Annotated in this window: 11 protein-coding genes; 6 read left to right on the forward strand and 5 right to left on the reverse strand. The window is 65.7% G+C overall.

The genetic code is table 11. From position 1 onward, the window contains the following. Positions 1-213 precede the first annotated feature (213 nt). A complete protein-coding gene (locus AORI_RS63720) occupies positions 214-1512 on the forward strand; it encodes a pentapeptide repeat-containing protein (protein WP_051552902.1) in 1299 nt (432 codons plus the stop codon). Positions 1513-1686: 174 nt separating this feature from the next. Next, on the forward strand, positions 1687-2181 hold the full coding sequence (locus AORI_RS63725) for a hypothetical protein (protein ID WP_016334882.1): 495 nt from the start codon (positions 1687-1689) through the stop codon (positions 2179-2181). Between the two features lie 90 nt (positions 2182-2271). Here AORI_RS63725 and AORI_RS63730 read toward each other — a convergent pair whose 3' ends face one another. Further along, a complete protein-coding gene (locus tag AORI_RS63730) occupies positions 2272-3150 on the reverse strand; it encodes a helix-turn-helix domain-containing protein (RefSeq protein ID WP_228688160.1) in 879 nt (292 codons plus the stop codon). A gap of 140 nt (positions 3151-3290) precedes the next feature. Here AORI_RS63730 and AORI_RS63735 point away from each other — a divergent pair, with 140 nt between their 5' ends. After that, on the forward strand, positions 3291-3623 hold the full coding sequence (locus tag AORI_RS63735; protein WP_123798481.1) for a hypothetical protein: 333 nt from the start codon (positions 3291-3293) through the stop codon (positions 3621-3623). A gap of 140 nt (positions 3624-3763) precedes the next feature. Here the strand turns inward: AORI_RS63735 and AORI_RS63740 are convergent, their stop codons facing one another. Together AORI_RS63740 and AORI_RS63745 are read right to left on the reverse strand one after the other, a co-directional pair. Further along, positions 3764-4603, reverse strand: a complete 840-nt coding sequence (locus tag AORI_RS63740; RefSeq protein ID WP_016334885.1) for a tetratricopeptide repeat protein — start codon at positions 4601-4603, stop codon at positions 3764-3766. A 67-nt stretch (positions 4604-4670) separates the two neighbouring features. Then, positions 4671-10847 carry a PA14 domain-containing protein gene (locus AORI_RS63745; protein WP_051552903.1) on the reverse strand — a complete coding sequence of 2059 codons (6177 nt, stop codon included), beginning with the start codon at positions 10845-10847 and terminating at the stop codon, positions 4671-4673. 582 nt (positions 10848-11429) lie between these two features. On the opposite strand from AORI_RS63745, the gene AORI_RS63750 reads away from it, so the two are divergent. Continuing rightward, positions 11430-14138 carry an ATP-binding protein gene (locus AORI_RS63750; RefSeq protein ID WP_228688418.1) on the forward strand — a complete coding sequence of 903 codons (2709 nt, stop codon included), beginning with the start codon at positions 11430-11432 and terminating at the stop codon, positions 14136-14138. Here AORI_RS63750 and AORI_RS83425 read toward each other — a convergent pair. Next, positions 14097-14408, reverse strand: a complete 312-nt coding sequence (locus AORI_RS83425; protein ID WP_123798483.1) for a hypothetical protein — start codon at positions 14406-14408, stop codon at positions 14097-14099. The genes AORI_RS63750 and AORI_RS83425 overlap by 42 nt on opposite strands. Before the next feature lie 603 nt (positions 14409-15011). Between AORI_RS83425 and AORI_RS82215 the strand changes: the two genes are divergently transcribed. Continuing rightward, positions 15012-15323, forward strand: coding sequence for a barstar family protein (locus tag AORI_RS82215; RefSeq protein ID WP_016334888.1), 312 nt, complete (start codon positions 15012-15014; stop codon positions 15321-15323). A 924-nt stretch (positions 15324-16247) separates the two neighbouring features. Here the strand turns inward: AORI_RS82215 and AORI_RS63760 are convergent. Beyond that, positions 16248-16700 carry a MarR family winged helix-turn-helix transcriptional regulator gene (locus tag AORI_RS63760; protein WP_043848174.1) on the reverse strand — a complete coding sequence of 151 codons (453 nt, stop codon included), beginning with the start codon at positions 16698-16700 and terminating at the stop codon, positions 16248-16250. 81 nt (positions 16701-16781) lie between these two features. On the opposite strand from AORI_RS63760, the gene AORI_RS63765 reads away from it, so the two are divergent. Beyond that, a complete protein-coding gene (locus tag AORI_RS63765; RefSeq protein ID WP_016334890.1) occupies positions 16782-17717 on the forward strand; it encodes a quinone oxidoreductase family protein in 936 nt (311 codons plus the stop codon). Positions 17718-17820: the final 103 nt, after the last annotated feature.

The raw sequence follows: 17820 nt of genomic DNA on the forward strand, positions 1-17820 counted from the left end.
CGCCACAATGTGCGAAGACGGCGGTGCTGTTGCCGCCGCACCAGGACAAAGCTGCTGCGGGGTGCCTGAACGTCGAGAGCCCAGGCAGCCAGCCCCGTGCCCCTGCGCTCCCAGCGAGCCTCACCCCTGCACCGGTCCGACTTCGGCCGCGGCCGCCAGCCGCGGCCCGGGGGTTGTTGTCACAACATGCGCCGATCGGAAGACTATGCCCCCGTGACCTGGAAACCGTTGCTTCCTCAAGGCGGGACCCCCATCGCAAGGCCGGTCCTTGAACCGATCGCGTGGTGGAAGATCCTGCTCGGATTCATGCTCGGCCTGCTGCTCGCGGCATCGGCGACGATCGCGATGCTCCTGTTCACCACCCCGGGCCTGAGTGGCAAAGACCTCGCATCAGCACGACTCGATGCGATCAAGGTCGGGCTGAGCATCGGTATCGGATTGGGCGGCGCCTTCGGCCTGTACCTGGCGCTACGCCGCCAACGTGCGACCGAGGCCGACCTGGACAACCGCGAACGCGCCCTCGAGCTCCAGGAGCAGGTAGCGCAAACCACGGCCGAGGACGCCGCGGCACGCCGCGTCACCGAGCTGTACACGAAAGCGTCCGAACAGCTCGGATCGGACAAAGCACCAGTTCGCCTCGGTGGTCTGTACGCCTTCGAACGCCTCGCCCAGGAGAACCCCGACCGACCACACCTCAGACAAACGGTGGTCAACGTCATCTGCGCCTACCTGCGCATGCCCTTCACACTCCCCGGCGACCCGCCCACCGACGACGAGTGCGATCGTCAGACTCTCAACGCCCTGCTCCAGGACCACAAAGAACGCGTTCAAGAGCGAGAGGTCCGCCTCGCGGCGCAACGCATCCTTGCCACGCACCTCCGGCCCGGCAGCCGCTCGGACAACCCGGACGTCTCATTTTGGCCCGATATCGACCTCGACCTGACCGGGGCCACACTGATCGAGTGGAAGCTCACCAATTGTCACGTCGCGCAGGCCAGGTTCGACAAAGCTACCTTCGCCGGCCCGGCCAGATTCGATATCACGACATTTGACCGCGACGCCCGTTTCAGCGATGCGACGTTCACCGCCACAGCGAACTTCGTTGCCGCCGTTTTCCACAGCGTCGCATGGTTCGACCACACGACGTTCGGCCACAACGCCAAGTTTGACGGAGCCAGCTTCCAAGGGGAAACAGCCGTTTTCGACACAGCAACGTTCGACAAGGATGCAAGTTTCATCGGCACAACGTTCGCGTCTGGCCCCACCTTCGCGGGAGCGACCTTCACCCGCTCGACCCAATTCGACCACGCGGAATTTCAGCGGCATGCGCCGTCTTTCGCCAATTCTGCATTTCTGGACACCGCCAGCTTCACCGCCACATCCTTCTTCCGGCCGCCCGACTTCAGCGGCGCGAACTTCAGCAGGGGATGGCCCAGAGAGCTCCAGGAGTTCACGCGCAACAGCGTGAAGTCGCTCCCCTCTCCGGAACCGCACAACACAGACGCCTCGTAACCAAGGAACACCAACACGGCAGAGACGCTCACTAACGCTGTTTCGTCTCACCGACATTTACCCATCTCGGTCGCCCGACTTCGCGGGCTTGTTCGAGCCCATGTCCGCTTAGGCTGGGAACCGCATGGTGAGCACCATGCCTGACAGCCGCGATGTCGTGCGTACGCTGGTGCGATGGACGCGTGGACGACGGTGGATTGGTTCGCAGTGCCTGGGCCGGCCTGGTATCGGCCGGAGGCGGCCGCTGGCGCTGTCCAGGATTTGGCGGTGGCGGTGTCGGCTGACGGTGCCGCCTTGGCAGTTGGCCGGTTGGTCGACGCCGTCGGCAACGACCATCGCGGGACGCTGTACCCGGCCGCCGCCCCGGCAGTGAATGTGCTGCTCAAGGTCATCCACAACCTGCCAGGCAAACCACGCATTGAGGCGTTGGGAGTGTTGTTGGACTGGTGGGGCTGCTTCGCGCCCGAGCCCGGGTACACCCTCCAGGACGACGATGGGCGGCCTGTAGAGGTGACAGAGGCGGTCGAGCGCGAGATCCGCGACGCGGCGGATGTGTTGCGTACCGTCGCCGGCGACTGGTCGGACGGCAGCCCCGCCAGGAAGATGGCCAAGGACTTACTGGCCCTGCTGGACGCGGGCAGCTGGTCGGATCTGGCCGCCAACCGCTGACCAGAGCGTAATTCCGCACGTGCGCCACCGGCGGCATCGAGGTCTCGGGCTCGGTGGGGCAAGCCGCTGAACGCCTCGACGTCGTCGCCGTTAGAGAAGCGGGCGGCCTGCTTCAAGGTTTGTGCCGGTCAGTGGCGTGGGGTGCAGGCTGAAGAGGCTGCCGAGATGGAGGTCCGTCACGCTCCCCGGCCGCAGTAACGCTGTCGGGGTGCGACCGATCAGCAGGCGAAAGTCACGGTTGAGATGCGCCTGGTCGGTGTATCCGCAGGACGCGGCGAGCCGCGGCAGCGGTGGCGGATTAGTGCCCGTCAAGAGTCGGATCGCGTGGTGACATCGGGCAATCCGCCCGACGGCTTTCGGCGGTAACCCGACTTCCCGGTGGAAACGGGTGGACAGATGTTGCCTACTCAGACCGGCCCGCCGTGCGAGATCGTCGACCTTGACCGCACCGCCCGACATGGTCAGGTGGCGCCAGCTGCGGTCGACCGGCTCGGGCAGTTCCGGCCCATCCAGGAGCACGCTCGCCAACCACCGATCGAGGATCCGGAACCGTTGGTGCGATTCCTGCGCCTCCTGCAGCTCTTCCCGCAGAAGCCTGGCTCGTCCGCCCAGGAGATCGTCGATTCCCACACTGGCATTGCTGATCTCCCGCAGTGGCAGGCCGAACAGCGCTCTCGCGCCCAGCGGGGTCAGCTCGACGATGATCCCGCGCTCCCGACCCACCCGCGTGTAGGTCAGCGGCGCGGTCGACAGCCCGACGACCGGGGACTCCGCCGCGAGCGGTGAGCCGCCCACCTGATGGCGAACGGGCGTTTCCAGATCGATGACCACCACGACCGAGTTCAGCGCGCCCACAGTACGTGTCTCCGGCACCGGTGCGTTGCGCTGGAAAGCCAGATAGAAGGCCACCCATCGCGCCAGCCGGCGATCCGGCCATCGGGACATCCACAACCCGTCGTCGGACGACAAAGCCTCTCCCACTGCTGTCCCCTTGGTCTTGGCGATGCCATGAGCGGCATCCGCAGCACGGACAGCATCTCAGGAAGTGCGCTCGTGGCGTGATGTCCCGGCAGCCAACGAACCGAAACCTCTTCGTACTCTTCCCGGTCGTGGCCGTGGTCGTCCTTCTCGTCGTGATGCTGCTGGTGGCGTCCATCAGGAAAGGCTCGGTGGCCACCATCTCGATGACCGCTCGGCGAATCAAGCTGCACACGGTGGCACCACCGGACATGGTCTATACCTGGCTCACCCAGCACTGCCCGAGCGGGAACTCGGTCGAGGATCACGATGCCGCCCGCGGCATCGTGATCCTGCCGTCGCAACCGACGGTCTTCACAGCTGACATGCTGAGATCGAGTTTTTCGGAAATGACAGGGAGGGGAACGCCGAGAGATCGCAGCCTCGCTTTCCGCGTCGGTTCCGGCCGACGCTGCCGCCAGTAGACGGCTTCGCCGCTCCAGATGGCCAGAATCGGCTCCAGGCCGAGCGCGCGTTCATACAAGACCAGGGCGTTCGGAAGCTATCGTATTCACTGTGCGTAGGTAGATGGCCGCAACGACCACAGCACGGGAGTTGGGCGCTGCTAGCGGTAGCCAGGTTCGTTGAGGGCGCGCAGATTGGCGGCGGCGACGGTATCGCCGAGTTCGGCTCCGGTGGTGTAAGCCTCGCGTGCTTCTTCGAGGTGGCCAAGGTGCTGGAGCGTGTGGCCGAGGTTGTTCCAGCCGTCGTTATCTCCGGAGGCGATCGCCTCCCGGTAGAAGGCGATCGCCTCGTGCGGCCTGCCCTGCTCGGAGCGGACGTTGCCCAGGTTGACCAGCACAGCGTCGTTGCCAGCGCGCAGTGCCTGCTCGTATAGGGCCGCGGCCTCGTCCAGCCGGCCGAGTTCCTGTAGCAGGTTCCCGAGGTACAGGACGGTCTCCTCGTCGAGGTCCATGTCGTGTGCGGCGCGAAACGCCGCCTCGGCTTCGGGGAGGTGACCGGTCATCTTGTACGCCCAGCCCAGTGACACCAGCGCTCGAGGGTCGCCACCCGCCCGCGCGGACTCCAGCAACTCGATCGCTTCCTGCGGACGGTCCTGATCCACCAGCACCTCGCCCAACAACCGGCTGGAGACCTCATCACCCGCTTCGACCGCCTGACGAAAATGCTGCTCCGCCAACGCCATGTCCTCGAGGTCGTCGTGATAAACGATTCCGAGGTTGCGGTGCGCGATCGCAGGGTCATCCGCCAGCGCGAGCGTGTATGCCTGGATAGCCTCGGCGATCTTGCCGCTGTTGCTCAGCGCATTTCCGTACGTCAGCCAATAGCCGCCCTGTTCTGCCGCCTGCTGATAGGCCAGAAGCGACCGTTGCGGATCATCGTTGGCCAACCGGTCTCCCAGCTCAAGCCATTCTTCCGGATCGAGTTGTTCCTCGGCGCTCACGACGGCCCCGTCCTGTCTGTCGCTGCAGGGAACGCGCCGACACCCTACAGCGACAGTCTGGTTTGTCTCAGTAGATCAGCATCCTGCCACCACCACCGCCGCTGCGGCCAGGTCTGCCGTAAACGCCACGGCCGTTGCCGCCGCCCCGGCTGCCGTCGACTCCCATTCCACCTCCGCTGGACCGGGCACCGCCGACCCTGCCTGCCATGGGCACCCGGAAGAACGCTGCCAGTCCGTTGAGCGCATTGAGCAGCCTCCGCAGCGAATTCACGATGCTGTTGAGCGACTTCCGGAGGGACTCGGCAGACGCGGACGGATTGGCGCGCCCACCGCCCTTTGTGGCCTGCGTCTTCCCGCCACCTTTACCGGACTTGACGTAGGAGCGGCGCTTGTCACCCTTCTCGCCGCCCTTGGACATCTTCTTGGCCTTTTGTCCAGCCTGGTGCTTCTCCTTTGTACTCTGCCGCTTGCCGCTCAGGTGTGGAGCTTCGCCTTTGGGGTGGTCCTTGCATCTGGACTTCTTCTTGTTGCGCTTCTTCTTGGCGCATTCTCCGTCGAGGTCGAAGGTGTTGACGGGGTCGGCGTTGGTGTAGTCGTAGTCGTTCGCCGATCCGCCCGGTACCGGGTCGACCTGCAGGAAGCGGCCAAGCGCCGGCAGGTAGGTTCTGGCGCCCATCTCGATCGCCTGCAGTCCCGACAGGTTCTCGACGGGGCGCTGGTGTTGCCCGAGCCAGCCGTTGTCGAAGCCCCCGGTGGGCTGGACGGGAATAGTGGTGAACTCGCCCGTTCCTGGGGCGATCTGCTGGCCGTAGGGGTCGTAGCTGAAGATTCCACCCGTCTTGGCGCCGGCCTGGTCGGCGGTGACGATCACGTCGCCGTGGATGTTCGGGTAGGCCCAGCGGCTGGTGGTGTCGGCGTAAGACTTGGCCAGCAGTACTCCACCGGGCAGGGACAGGATCCGCTCCGCCAGTCCGCCCCCGGTGGCCAGCACGAGGTCGGCGGTGTCCCCGCCGCCGGTGTAGCCGAGGTTGTGGACGCTGTGCTGACCGGGCGTGCTGACGGTGCGGGTGACCAGGCGGTCCGTGGCATCACGGGTGTAGCTGATCGTGGTCCCGGCGGCCGTGGTGGTCCGCACGTGCCGGTCGGCGCCGTCGTAGGTCAGGGTGTCTCCGCTGACGGTGGTGGCATTGCCGCGGCTGTCGTAGCCGACCTGCAACTGGGTGCCGCCGGAGGCAGAGAGCAGCCGGTCGGCGTTGTCGTAGCAGTAGCTGGTGGTGACCGGTGCCGCACCGTTCTTGCTGTCCAGCAACGCGGTCCGGTTGAAGTTGCTGCCTGCCGCGGTGTTCGGACCGCAACCGCCGGTGCTGTCGAAACGGTAGGTGAGCTCGTGGTGCGGCATGCTCGCGGTGACCAGGCGCCCAGCCGCGTCGTAGCCGTAGCTGTAGGACGCGGCCGTCGTGCCGTTCTCGGCGACAGTGTTGGTCAGCACGGTGCCGCCGCGCGACCTCGTCACCGTGTCGGTCACCTTGCGGTCGGCGGCGAGCCCCCAGGTCAGTGAGAGCAGTTCCCCCGAGCCGTGCCGGGTGATGGTGGACAGAGCGGTGCCGTTGCCGTAACCGACGGTGGCCAGTTCGCCCGCCGCATCGTAGGTGGGCGTGGCGACCACCTGACCGTCGAGACGGATCGAGGTCACCCGGTCCGCGTCGTCGTAGCTGGAGATCACCTGGCTGGTGGCCCCGTTGACCGTGGTCAGGGCGCTGACCGGTCGGCCGCCCTGGTCGTAGGCCGTGGTGGTCGTTGCACCGTGTTTGTCGACGTAGGACACCACTCGTCCGAGCAGGTCGACGGTGGTGGTGATGGTGCCGGTCGGATCCGAGACCGACGTGACGAGAGGGTCGGCGCCGACCGCGTACACGGTGGTCACCGCTCGTTCTGGCTGATCACCGTGAGCGGGTGTCACCTGTTTGACCAGCCGGTCACGTGCGTCGTGGAACAGACAGGTCCAGGCCTGGTCGTTCACCCTGGTCGCGACGACCTTGCCACTGCCGTCGTAGACGGCCTCGGAGGTCAGGCCGGCGCCGGTCGCGGGTGCCGGTGCCACGGTGAGTTTGGCCAGACCGTTCTGCGGTGCGGGGTCGGATTCGGATGTGCACGGGTTGTCTCGGGTCTCGGTATCTCCGTAGCTGGTGTACTTCCACTCGTTGCCCGCGGGCAGCTTGCTGGAGACGCGCCGTTGGTAGCCGTTGGTCTCGAACTCGGTGCGGGTTTGCAGGTTCATCCCCGTTCCGCGTCCGGGGTCGACCGTGCGCGCGGTCGCCAGTCCAAGGTGCGGCGCGGCGTACGCGGTCCCCGTGGTGACAGTCGGTGCCGCCCCGCCGTCGTCGTGCTCGGTCACCTTGGTGGTCAGCCCGTACCGTGGCCACAGCTGCTGTCCCGGTATCGGCTCGCTGGTTCCGTCCGGCTTGGTCCAGTGCAGTTCGAGTTTGGCGGCCGATACCTCGTCGAAGTAGTCGAGCCGCAAGCGCTGGGCGGTTCTCGCACCAGGGATCTGCACCGTCGTCTCGCGCCACTTCTCGGGGGTGACGATCCAGTCGTCCAGCAGCAGCTGGTCGTCCAGCCACAACTTGATTCCGTCGTCGGCGAGCACCCGGATCTTGTAGCTTCCCGCTGCGGGAAACAGGACCTCGCCTGTGAATCGCGCTGACCAGTAGTCCGCTGGAATATCCGCCGCCGGTGCACCATCCGCCCAGTTCTTCATCAGCCGGGCCGCGAGGTCCCCCACTCCGGTCGCGTGCAACTTCGGCGCGCCAGTCAGGCTTTTGTTGTTCCAGTACGCGGCGGCGAGGCCGTAGCTGCCGAGACCGCCCTTGTCGTACTCGGTCTGTTCGCGGGTGACCTGGCACTCCGGCTTGGGGAGCTGGCCCACGAAGCAGGACTCCGGGGCCGGGCCGTACTCGTCGGTGACCCGGTCCACGTGGTCGTAGACTGTGGTGGACTTGCGTCCGGCCGAGTCGATCGTGGCCGTCGGCAGGTCCCTGGCGTTCCATTCATGGCGTACGGCCCGCCCTGTAGCGTCCACATCGGACAGGGTTCGGTAGGCCTGGTCGTAGGTGACCTTGCGGTCAAACCCGCTGGGCGGCGCCGTGCCTGCGGCGTCGACCTGGGTTTCGTTCGCCGAGACATAACGGTAGCTGTGTGCCGGACGGGGCTGCCCTGGTGCCGGTGGCGTCTCGGTCACCGAGGAGACCTTGTTCTTGCCATCGTGTTTGACGTAGGCGATCTCGGTCGCGATGCCGGGGAGCGAGCCGCGGTTCGGGAAGTCCGCGGCGACCCAGTCGTTGAGCAGCGGCTCACGGATTCGCTCAAGCACACCGTCCGCGGTGTATCCGAAGTCGGTGACCTCGCCGCCCGGATCCTCGATCCGGGCGAGGTTTCCGTTGGCGTACCACAGGACGGTCTGCCGACCGTCCCAGTAGGCGAGCCGGCACAGCGCCTGCGCGGGAGGGGCGCTGTCGGCACCAGGAGGTGGGGTGAGACCGGTGTAGCAGCTGTCGCCGGGCCTGTTGTAGTGCATCCTGATCGCCCGCCCGGAGACCGGGTCGCGGATCTCTCTGAGACGTCGCGGCGCCCCGTCGTTGACGTACTGCAGCGCCGCGGGTTTGCGGTCGTCGACTGCCGCGGCCTGCGATTCCACTCTGCCGTCCGTGCCGAACACGGTGATGTCGCCGTCGTGCAGAGTGATCTTGCCGTCCGTGTTGAGGGCGAGGATGCCGTCCTCGCCCTCAGGCGGGGTGTAGCCGCCGGTGGACTTTTTGGTCCAGCTGTGCTTGGCGCCGGTGGCGTCGGTCAACACGATGGTCTGGTCGAGTTGCTGCGCTGAGACGTAGCCCTCGCCTCCGCCGTCCAGATCCGCGGACAGGGTCCACCCCTCCGACAGCGGCGGCAGGTCGTCGGTGAACAACCAACTGGGGTTCGCCGGCTGCGGCGGAACCGTGACGCCGTCAGTGGTGCGCACGAACAACCGCGCGATCGCGGCCCCCTGCTGCTCGGCCAGTTCGATCTTGATCGGGATGCGCTGCCCCTTGGTCATGGTCACCGAGCCGATCGCCTGTTCGGGTGCCCAGTTCACCGCCGACACTCCGCCACCGCGGTAGAGCTGCTGCCCGTTCACCCACACGTTGAACGCATCGTCGTGCACCCCCGCGAATTGGTAGGTGCCGCTCTCAGGTGCGGCGAAGTATCCCGACCACCGGGCGATCCAGAAGTCGGCGGGCAGCGCGGGCGCCTGGGGCGACTCGGTGCCGTAGTCGATGTTGACCGCTGCTTCCAGCCGCACCAGCGACGGCTGCACACCGTCGTCGATCGCCTGGTTGTGGTTGATGTCGTTGAAGTACTCCGCGGTCAGCCCCCGTGGGGTCACCTGCTGGGAGTTGTAGGAGAACGTCACCCCGGCCTCGCCGCCGACGGTCGGCAGCGACGGCGACTTCGCCGTGATCGCGACGTTGCCGTTTGCCAGGTTGACCTCGGCGCCGCCGAGTTCGTCGGTGGGTGCCGGCCCGTCGTCGCCGATTCGCTGGTCGATCCGGAAGTGTCCGACCCACGGCGGTCTGACCGTGGTCAGATTGGATGTCGTCCACGCCTGCCAGGTGTAGGCGACCCCGTCCCTGAGTATCCGGTCCGGCACCGTCCATGTCGGACTTTCGATACACCCGGACTCGACCACCATGCCCGAGTTCGCATCGGCGCCGGTGGCCACCCTGAAGCAGTAGCGAACCTGCTCACCGTCCTTGTCGGGTACCGGAGTGACCTGCAGCGTCGGTCTGGTGTCGGTGAGCACGGCCCGGTCCGCGGGACTGACGAGGTTCGCCGCGAGCGGGGCGCTGCCGTAGTCGACCAGCAGCTGGACGTCGAGGTGCTTGTAGGTCCAGGTGCCTGGCTTTTCGGCACCGACAAGGGTGAACCAGACGTCCTTGGAGTTGACCGACACCAGATGGCGCAGGAAGTGCGTCAGTTCCGGGTCGCTGAACTGGCCGGACTCACCGATCACCGCGCTCGCCATATGGGCGCCCAGCCCGTTGAAGTCCAGGGTTGCGGTGTGATAGAGGTCGGCGGGCCAGCTCTTGGTGGATCCGGTCACTCCCGGCTCGCGCCATACGTCCACCCGCGCGCCGACTACGTTGCGACCCATCATCGTGCCGAGGTCCAGCCGGAACGCCGACCTGTTGTAGGTGTCTCCTTTGGCCTGGCTGTTACCGATGCGCAGGCCGCAATTCTCGCAGTCGTACCCATCGGTGCGCCACGAAGCCTGGTGAAGGTCCACATAGGACAAGGTGGGGTCGACGAACACAGGATACTTACGCTCGGCCGCCTTCAGCCAATGCTGGTCCACTTCGACTGTGAGCAACCAGCTCTGGTCGTCCTTGGCCAGTTCATACCGGCCACCGGTCATGCCGGGTGCCGAATCGCCGTTGCCCGCCGAGTCCCACACCTCCACCGGCGGCATGACCATGACCGGCCTGTCGGCCCCGTCGCGAAACTCCACGCCCCCGCCATCCCTGGTGACGACCGGGGTGAGCCCGGCTGTGCGCACGCGGAATCGCCAGTTCGATTCTCCTGGCTGATGCAGTACCACCGTCTCCTTCACCGACCCCCGCCCCAAGTGGTAGCGGAGGTCGACGCCGGGACGAACGCCCGGGTAGCCGACCGTCTCGCCGTCGGTGGTGCGTTTGCTCGCGGCCACGCCCTCGAGCGCGAAACTGACCCGGGCCGCGCCCACACCGGCCTGAACCAACGTCGGGTCCGCCGAGTCGGCTGCGAACGTCGGATCCAGCGGATGTCTGGCCGTGCCCAGCCGGCCGCCGGCCCTTGGCCGCCAGCTAGTGTCGATGGGTTGCCACTGGCCGGTGGCGTCCTGCATGTTCAACGGTGTGGCCGACCTGCGCTCGGTGACGGTTCCGTCCGGGTTGCGGTACTCCTGGGTGTACTGCGTTCGCCGGATCACGCTGGAGCGCCGGACGTCAAAACTGGAACTGCTGCGGTCATTGCCGGCCACCGGCCGGAAGTCCGCGTCCGTGCGGCCTGGAGCGAGGCCGTCCTTAGCCTGACCGCCGGGCATCAGCGGCAAGCTCGTCACCGGCACCGACGTGAGCTCTGCCGCCTCGGCGCTGCGCACCGGTCCTTGGCAGATCGATACACCGACAACGGCCGCGAGAAAAGCCGCCAACGCACGCTGATAGACCTTCATCACGCCTTCCCCCCAAGCAATCACTGCTTGCCCCGGCAACTGGTGAAACCTGAACGAGCTTCGCCACCCAGAGACCACTTGCGCAGCGGCCAACCGGGTGCATCCACAGCTACTACGCGAACCAGAACCCAAGCGTCGCAACCACAACTGCCCCGTACAGGCGTATCGGCACCGACCCGCCGGGCCCAGGCTAGCGACAAGCGCTATCCCCGGATAGGAAAAATGTCAGGTCGGCGAGGCAGGATGCCGCGGCAGACGATCCTCGACGAGGCTCCGGTCTCATGATCCACCGCGTCGGCGTGCCGCGCGGACACGAGCGATATCAGCCCGCCATTCGCGAAGAGAGGCCGAGTTGCGGCTCACCGATTTGCGGTGGCGCCCATGAATGTCAGGTCACTCGAGTTGCCGCCCCGTCGAGTGAGCCATCGCGGCCAGCGACGCAGACGGCCGACCTTTCACCCGCGCAGACTATGGCGGCCTTGGTTCCCTTTATCACGCCACTGCTCTCTTGAGACTCTTGTCTGGCAGCCCAGGGAGGGAACGGCGATGATGGCGAGGCGAGGTTCACGGCACCACTTGATCGTGGTGGCGGATGTGGAGAAGTTCGGGGATCGACACCGGACGGTGCTGCATCAACAGGCGGTGCGCAACGGGCTCTACGACGTCATGGAGACAGCCTTCACTTTGGCCGGAATGGCCTGGGAAGAGTGCTACCGGGAGGACCGCGGAGACTCGGTTTTCGCGCTCGTGCCAGGAGAAACGGACAAAGGAGCGTTCCTGGAGGCTGCATTGCCGATGTTGGTGACTCGCCTTCGGGTGCACAACGACACCCATCCGGAGGTTCAGCGGATCCGGTTGCGGGTCGCCTTGCACGCCGGGGAGGTCGGCTATGACGAGCACGGTGTCACGTCAAGTTCGCTGACGCTGGCGTTTCGGCTGTGCGACGCGCCACCGCTGAAGACCGCGCTCTCCGCCTCGCCTGGAGTACTGGCGGTGATCGCGTCGGACTGGCTGTTCGACGATGTCGTCCGCCACACTCCCGCCGCGGCCCCCGCAACATGGCGACCGGTTCCGATCCAGGTCAAAGAGGCCGCCACGACTGCATGGATCACTCTGCCCGATCATCCCTACCCAGCCGACGCGGATCCGAGGACGTCGGGCACCCGGACAGCGTCGGCAGGCCGTTCGCGCGCGGGGGCGGCCGACGTTGTGCCCCGGCAGCTTCCAGGGGCGGTGCGGGACTTCACCGGCAGGGCCGAACATCTGGCCGCCCTCGACGCGCTGCTCCCACCCGTCCCCGACAAATACGAGGAGCAACCGCAGTCGGTGGTGATCACCGCTGTAGACGGCGCAGGCGGGATGGGTAAGACCACCCTCGCGCTGCATTGGGCCCACCGGATCCAACACCGATTCCCTGACGGCACCCTGCACGTCAACCTGCGCGGCTACGGCCCCGGCGACCCCGCCACCCCCGCCGAAGCACTCGGCGGTTTCCTGCGCACCCTGGGTATCGCGGCCCGCGCGATACCCGCCGACGTCGAAATGCAGTCGGGATTACTGCGGTCGATGCTGGCGGGCAAACGGGTGCTGATGGTGCTGGACAACGCGCAGAACGCCGAACAGGTCCGGCCCTTGTTGCCCGGCACTGCGGGCTGCATGGTGGTGATCACCAGCCGCGATAGCCTCACCGGCCTCGTCGTCACAGACGCAGCCCACCGCCTCACCCTCGACTTGCTCACCCCACCTGAAGCACTCGACCTGGTTTCCGGCATCCTCGGCTCTGAACGGGCCTCCGCAGAACGGGGCGCAGTCGACGAACTGGTCCGATTGTGCACGCGATTGCCGCTAGCCTTGAGAGTCGCGGCCAGCCGTGCCGCAGTCCATCCTCATATGACGGTCGCGGAGGTCGTCTCCGAGTTGGCCGACGACCGCACCCGACTTGACGTGCTCAGCGAGTTCGCCGATGAGCGCGCCGCCGTCCGCGCAGTGTTCGACTGGTCCTACCGACGACTCCCCGCTGTACAGGCACGCCTGTTCCGCCGGCTCGGCCTGCATCCCGGCCCGGACCTATCCCTCCCGGCCGCGGCAGCGCTAGCCGGACTATCCCCCGCCGACACTCGTCCACTACTCGCCGCCGTGGCTGACGCACATCTGATCGAACCCGTCGCCGGTGGCCGATACCGGTTCCATGACCTGCTGCGTACCTACGCCGCAGACCAAGCCCTGCACCACGACACCAGCGGCGACCTCGACCGGGCACGGGGGGCTGTGCTGACCTGGTACATCCACACCGCCCACGCAGCCGACCGCAAGCTCTACCCCGCACAGACGAGACCTCGGGACGTCGTCCCCAAGCCGGCTCACCCATACCCGATCGACGACTCCGACCACGCGTTGGCCTGGCTCACCACCGAGCGCGACAACCTGATCGCCGCACTGCACTATGCCGACGAGCGTCAGCTCGATCGCCAGACCATCTCGCTGACCATCGCTTGCACTTTCACCGCGACAACCGACAGCTGGCAAACGTGGATCGACATTGTGACAGTCGGGCTTATGGCTGCGCGCAGAGTCGGCGACCACACCCAGGAGGCGCATTTGCTGGCACACCGTGGAAGCGCGGCGACGTATCTGCACCAGTGGGAGCAAGCCGCCGCCGACCTGGATCGTGTTGAAACAATGGTGCGAGATTTGGGCGACGAAGAATTGAGAGTTTGGGTACTCAATGACCAAGGCCTACTTCTTCTCAAGCAGGGGCGGCACGAGGACGCTCTGTGGTATCTCGACGAGGCGTTGCCGCTCAGTCGCGACATTGACACGGGACGTGCGGAAGCCGTAGTGGAAGGTAATCTCAGCGCCGCGTACACCAGCCTCGGCCGCTACCGGCAAGCACTCGACCACGGCCAACGGGGCCTGTTTCTTCGTCGGAAAGCAGGCGACCGCGCCGGCGAATCCGGCGCCTTAACAGACGTCGCCCGTGCGCAGCAAGGACTGGGGAACCACGAAACTGCTATCACCTTGTGCCGGGAGGCGATTACCCTTGGTCGACGCATCGGTGTCAGCCGAGACGAAAGCATCGCGACACCACTGGATGTCCTCGCAACATCCCTACACCACCTTGGCCACCAAAGCGAGGCCATCGCCTGCTGGCAGGAATCCGCCACCATCCACGACGACCACGGACTCCCACACAACGCCACCGATGTCCGCCAGCGCCTCCGCGACGCTCAGAACCGGCCTGACGCCGCGCTAACGCCAGCTTCGGTACTGCCTGATGTCGGCACCGAGTGATCCGTTCGTGTTGCTGCCGCAAGTTCGGGCCGCTGCTGCCCGACCGGGCTCAAAACTGTGGTCGAGCAGCGCCACGATCACCGACGCGGCCTCCTGCGCTTCGAACTTGCCCAGCGCTTCTATCACGGGCAACGCCTGGATACCGTCGGCCCCGCGCAGAATGTCGACCGCTACACCAGAGAACTCGTACTCCTGGGCAATTTCCAGCAATTCGAACTCATCTAGCTTGGAGAGCCCGTGGAGGGGAAATGTCCCGTTATTCCGCGACATCAAGTCAGCCTTTAGGTGCGCCTACGACGCGTCGAGCCGCCAGAAGGGGACCCTCCTTTAGTACCGCATCACCGGTTCCGACGACCCCTGACCACGACACGTTCCAGCGTCATCGGGTCGAGCCAGACGGCACCGAACGCCGAACGGTCGGTGTCAGGTGCGAGCCGCAGTACAGCGACATCGCCAGGGTGAACCTCCACTTCGCGCGTAAGCGCGGCACGAACAGGACGGCTAGGTTCGACGATGCGGCGCTCCTGATCGGCGCCCGAATGGGCGTCCACCCGGCTACGGACTCCCGGTTCTACCTAGTGGCCTCGGTGCGCTCCGCGCCGCGCAGACCGCAGTCGTCGCTCGGCGAGCGGCCAGCCAGCAAGCGGCGGAATCCGAACTGACCAGACAGGCGTTCGACCTGCTGTCCGCCGGCCTTAACAAGCGGCACCGCCAGGACGGCCGAACCAAGCGTACGACTCGAGTGGCTCCGTGCCATGCTGCGGTCGTGGCCGATCCCAGCGAAGACCTTCCCGTGCAGACCATCGACGGAGCCCGCTTCTCCGACTTTGACGGGTTCGCCCGCGAGTTCTCACGGCTGCTCGACGGCTACACATGCGAGGGAGCCTGGACGCGTTCAATGACATCCTCGGAGGGGGCTTCGGAACACCCGACAACGGATGGGTCCTGCGCTGGCTCAACTCCGAACTGTCCAGGTCCGCGCTCGGCTACGAGGCGACAGCGCGCAGGTTGCAGCGACTTCTACGTACGTGTCATCCGTCCAACCGCCCGGCCATCCAGGTGCGGCTCCTCCGGGCGGAGCGGGAGGAAGGTGCGACGCTGTTCGACGAGATCGTCGAAATCATCCGCGATCACGGCCCCGACCCCGACCAGCCCCAGGACGGCATCCGCCTCGAATTGCTCTGATCGGCTGGCTGGGTCTTTCCAGTCAACCACCACATCCGCTTCTCGGCATGAGCGCGTCTGGCGGCATGAGCGGACGTCTGGACGGCACGAATGTGCCGCAACCGCAAGTTGGTCCGCGAGTCACGGACTGGCGCGACAGATCCATGTAACGCCATCCACCTAGGAATCGACCTGCCTTCCGTCACCCTGCGAGGACGAGGGAGCACAGAGTTGTTCAGACGACGGTCCAGTGATGAACATACAGGGCCATTAGCAGAATTTGTCGCGCTTAGAGCGGAGATCCTCCAACTGATAGACCTTCAATGGAAAACGACAGTCATCTTACTCACCACTACCGGCGCCGTGTTCGGTTTTGCACTATCATCCGCCGGCCGAATTCCGCTACTGCTCATTGTTCCCTACAGTTCCTACATCTTGTGCACGCGATGGCTCCACACTCAAGCGCTCGTCGACCGAGCTGCATACTATATTCGAACCGAGCTTGATGCAAAAGTTCCTGGCGGACTCGGCTACGAAAGATGGATTAAAGCAAGGCGTAAGAACATCAGCCGCTATCGCCAAGTCATACGCATCCTATGGACGAGGCCCACTGCGTTGACATATCCGGGCTTATCCGTGCTCGCCCTCGGCACAGTGGCGGTATGGTTTTCCGCATCCCCCAGGCCGTGGGACACGGCCGCGATCTTTTCGGGCATAGCGTTCTGGTCGCTCGGACTTCTCCTTTCTATTCTATGTATCCGAATCATGTGGCTAGCTCAGCGAATGCGTGCAAATTCGGAGTTCTTCGAGTGAATCCAAGGTTCCTCGCTTGGCGGCTTAGCCCTGCAGAACTTGCATGGCTACGTAAGCGTACGAACCGCTCGCTCAGCGGCATGAGCGGACGTTCGCCTGTCGCTTGAGACTCACCGTGTGGCGAGTGACGCGCTATGACGGCGGTTCGACCGGGGAGACGACGCGGGCCAGCAGGTCGACGAGCTGGTCACGCTCTGCCGGCGTGAGCGCAGCGGTCAGTTCGTCGTTGGCTTCATCGCCCAGCTTTTCGGTACGGCGCAGGCGTCGGCTCCCGGCAGTCGAGATGGATATGGCGTTCTTGCGCCGGTCGGCCGGATCTGGGGTGCGAGCAATCAATCCCTCTCGGTGCAGATCGTTGACGATCGCGACCATGTCTTTGGGATCGACGCGCAGAGTTCGGCCAAGATCCGCCTGAGACACTGGCCCCAGCTCGGCGACGGAGGCCAGCACCGCGTGGTGCATCATTCGCAGGCCTTCGCGAGCCAGCGCCTCTGCCACCAGTCGATGACCGCGGGCCGCAGCGCGGCCGAGGAGCCAACTCGGAAGAGCGCGAATGCGGGCAGGGGCGTACGGGCCGTCGACCATCCCGTCAGGCTACCGAAAATCATTGGGAATACCCAACCGAATCCACTATCGTTGGGGCTACCCAACAACCTGGAGGTAGCCATGCGCCGAGTCCGCTTCTACGAGTACGGCGGCCCGGAGGTACTCCGCCTCGAAGAGGCCCCGACACCCGAACCGGGGCCCGGTGAGCTCCTGGTGCGGACCGAAGCCATCGGCGTGACCTTGCCGACGGTGCGCAAAGTACGCGGCGAAGGTGACCGCGCGCCGCTACCGGGTGTGCTCGGCGGCGAGATCGCCGGGCAGATTGTCGCTGTCGGCCCGCAGGCGACCGGCTTCACGGTCCGGGACCGGGTCACGTCGCTGACCTTCACCGGCTCCTACGCCGATATGGTCCTCGCTCCCGCCCCCATGGCGAGCCGCATCCCCGACGACGCCAGCTGCGTACAGGCTGTCGCGCTGGTACGCAGCGGACACGTCGCGCTCGGCGCGCTGTCGACCGCCAAGGTCACCGCGGCCGAATCCATACTCATCACCGGCGCGGCTAGCGGCGTGGGACACCTCGCGGTCCAACTGGCGAAGATCCAAGGAATCAAGCGGGTCGTGGCAGCCGTCAGCTCACCTGACAAGGTGGACTTCCTGCGCGAACTCGGAGCCGACGAAGTCGTCATCTACGACAGCGACCATTGGGGCGATCCGGTCGACGTGGTGCTCGACGGCGTCGGTGGCGAGCTGCTTACCCGCGCTGTCGAAGCGCTGCGGCCCGGCGGACGGCTGATCTTCTTCAACTCCGGTGGCGGCACAGTACCCGCATTCGATCTGCTCTCCGGCTCCAAGACCATCACCGGCCTCACCATGGCCCGGTTCGCCAGCACCCAACGCGCCCTCTACGACCGTCACCACGAGCAACTATGGCAACTCCACCAGACCGGACAACTACGAGCCGTCGTACACGCCGAAATCCCCTTGTCCAACGCCGCGGCAGCACACGAAATCATCGAGGCCCGCGCCAACATCGGCAAAGTGGTCCTCCGCCCCTGATCCGCCGCGTTAGGAGACCTCAGCTCATCGGCAAGACCGGACGTCGGGACGGTTCGATCAGCGGCAGGGGTCGAAGTGGTACCGACTGACGTCGATTACCGAA

It is taken from the genome of Amycolatopsis keratiniphila (genome assembly GCF_000400635.2).
Classification (GTDB): domain Bacteria; phylum Actinomycetota; class Actinomycetes; order Mycobacteriales; family Pseudonocardiaceae; genus Amycolatopsis; species Amycolatopsis keratiniphila.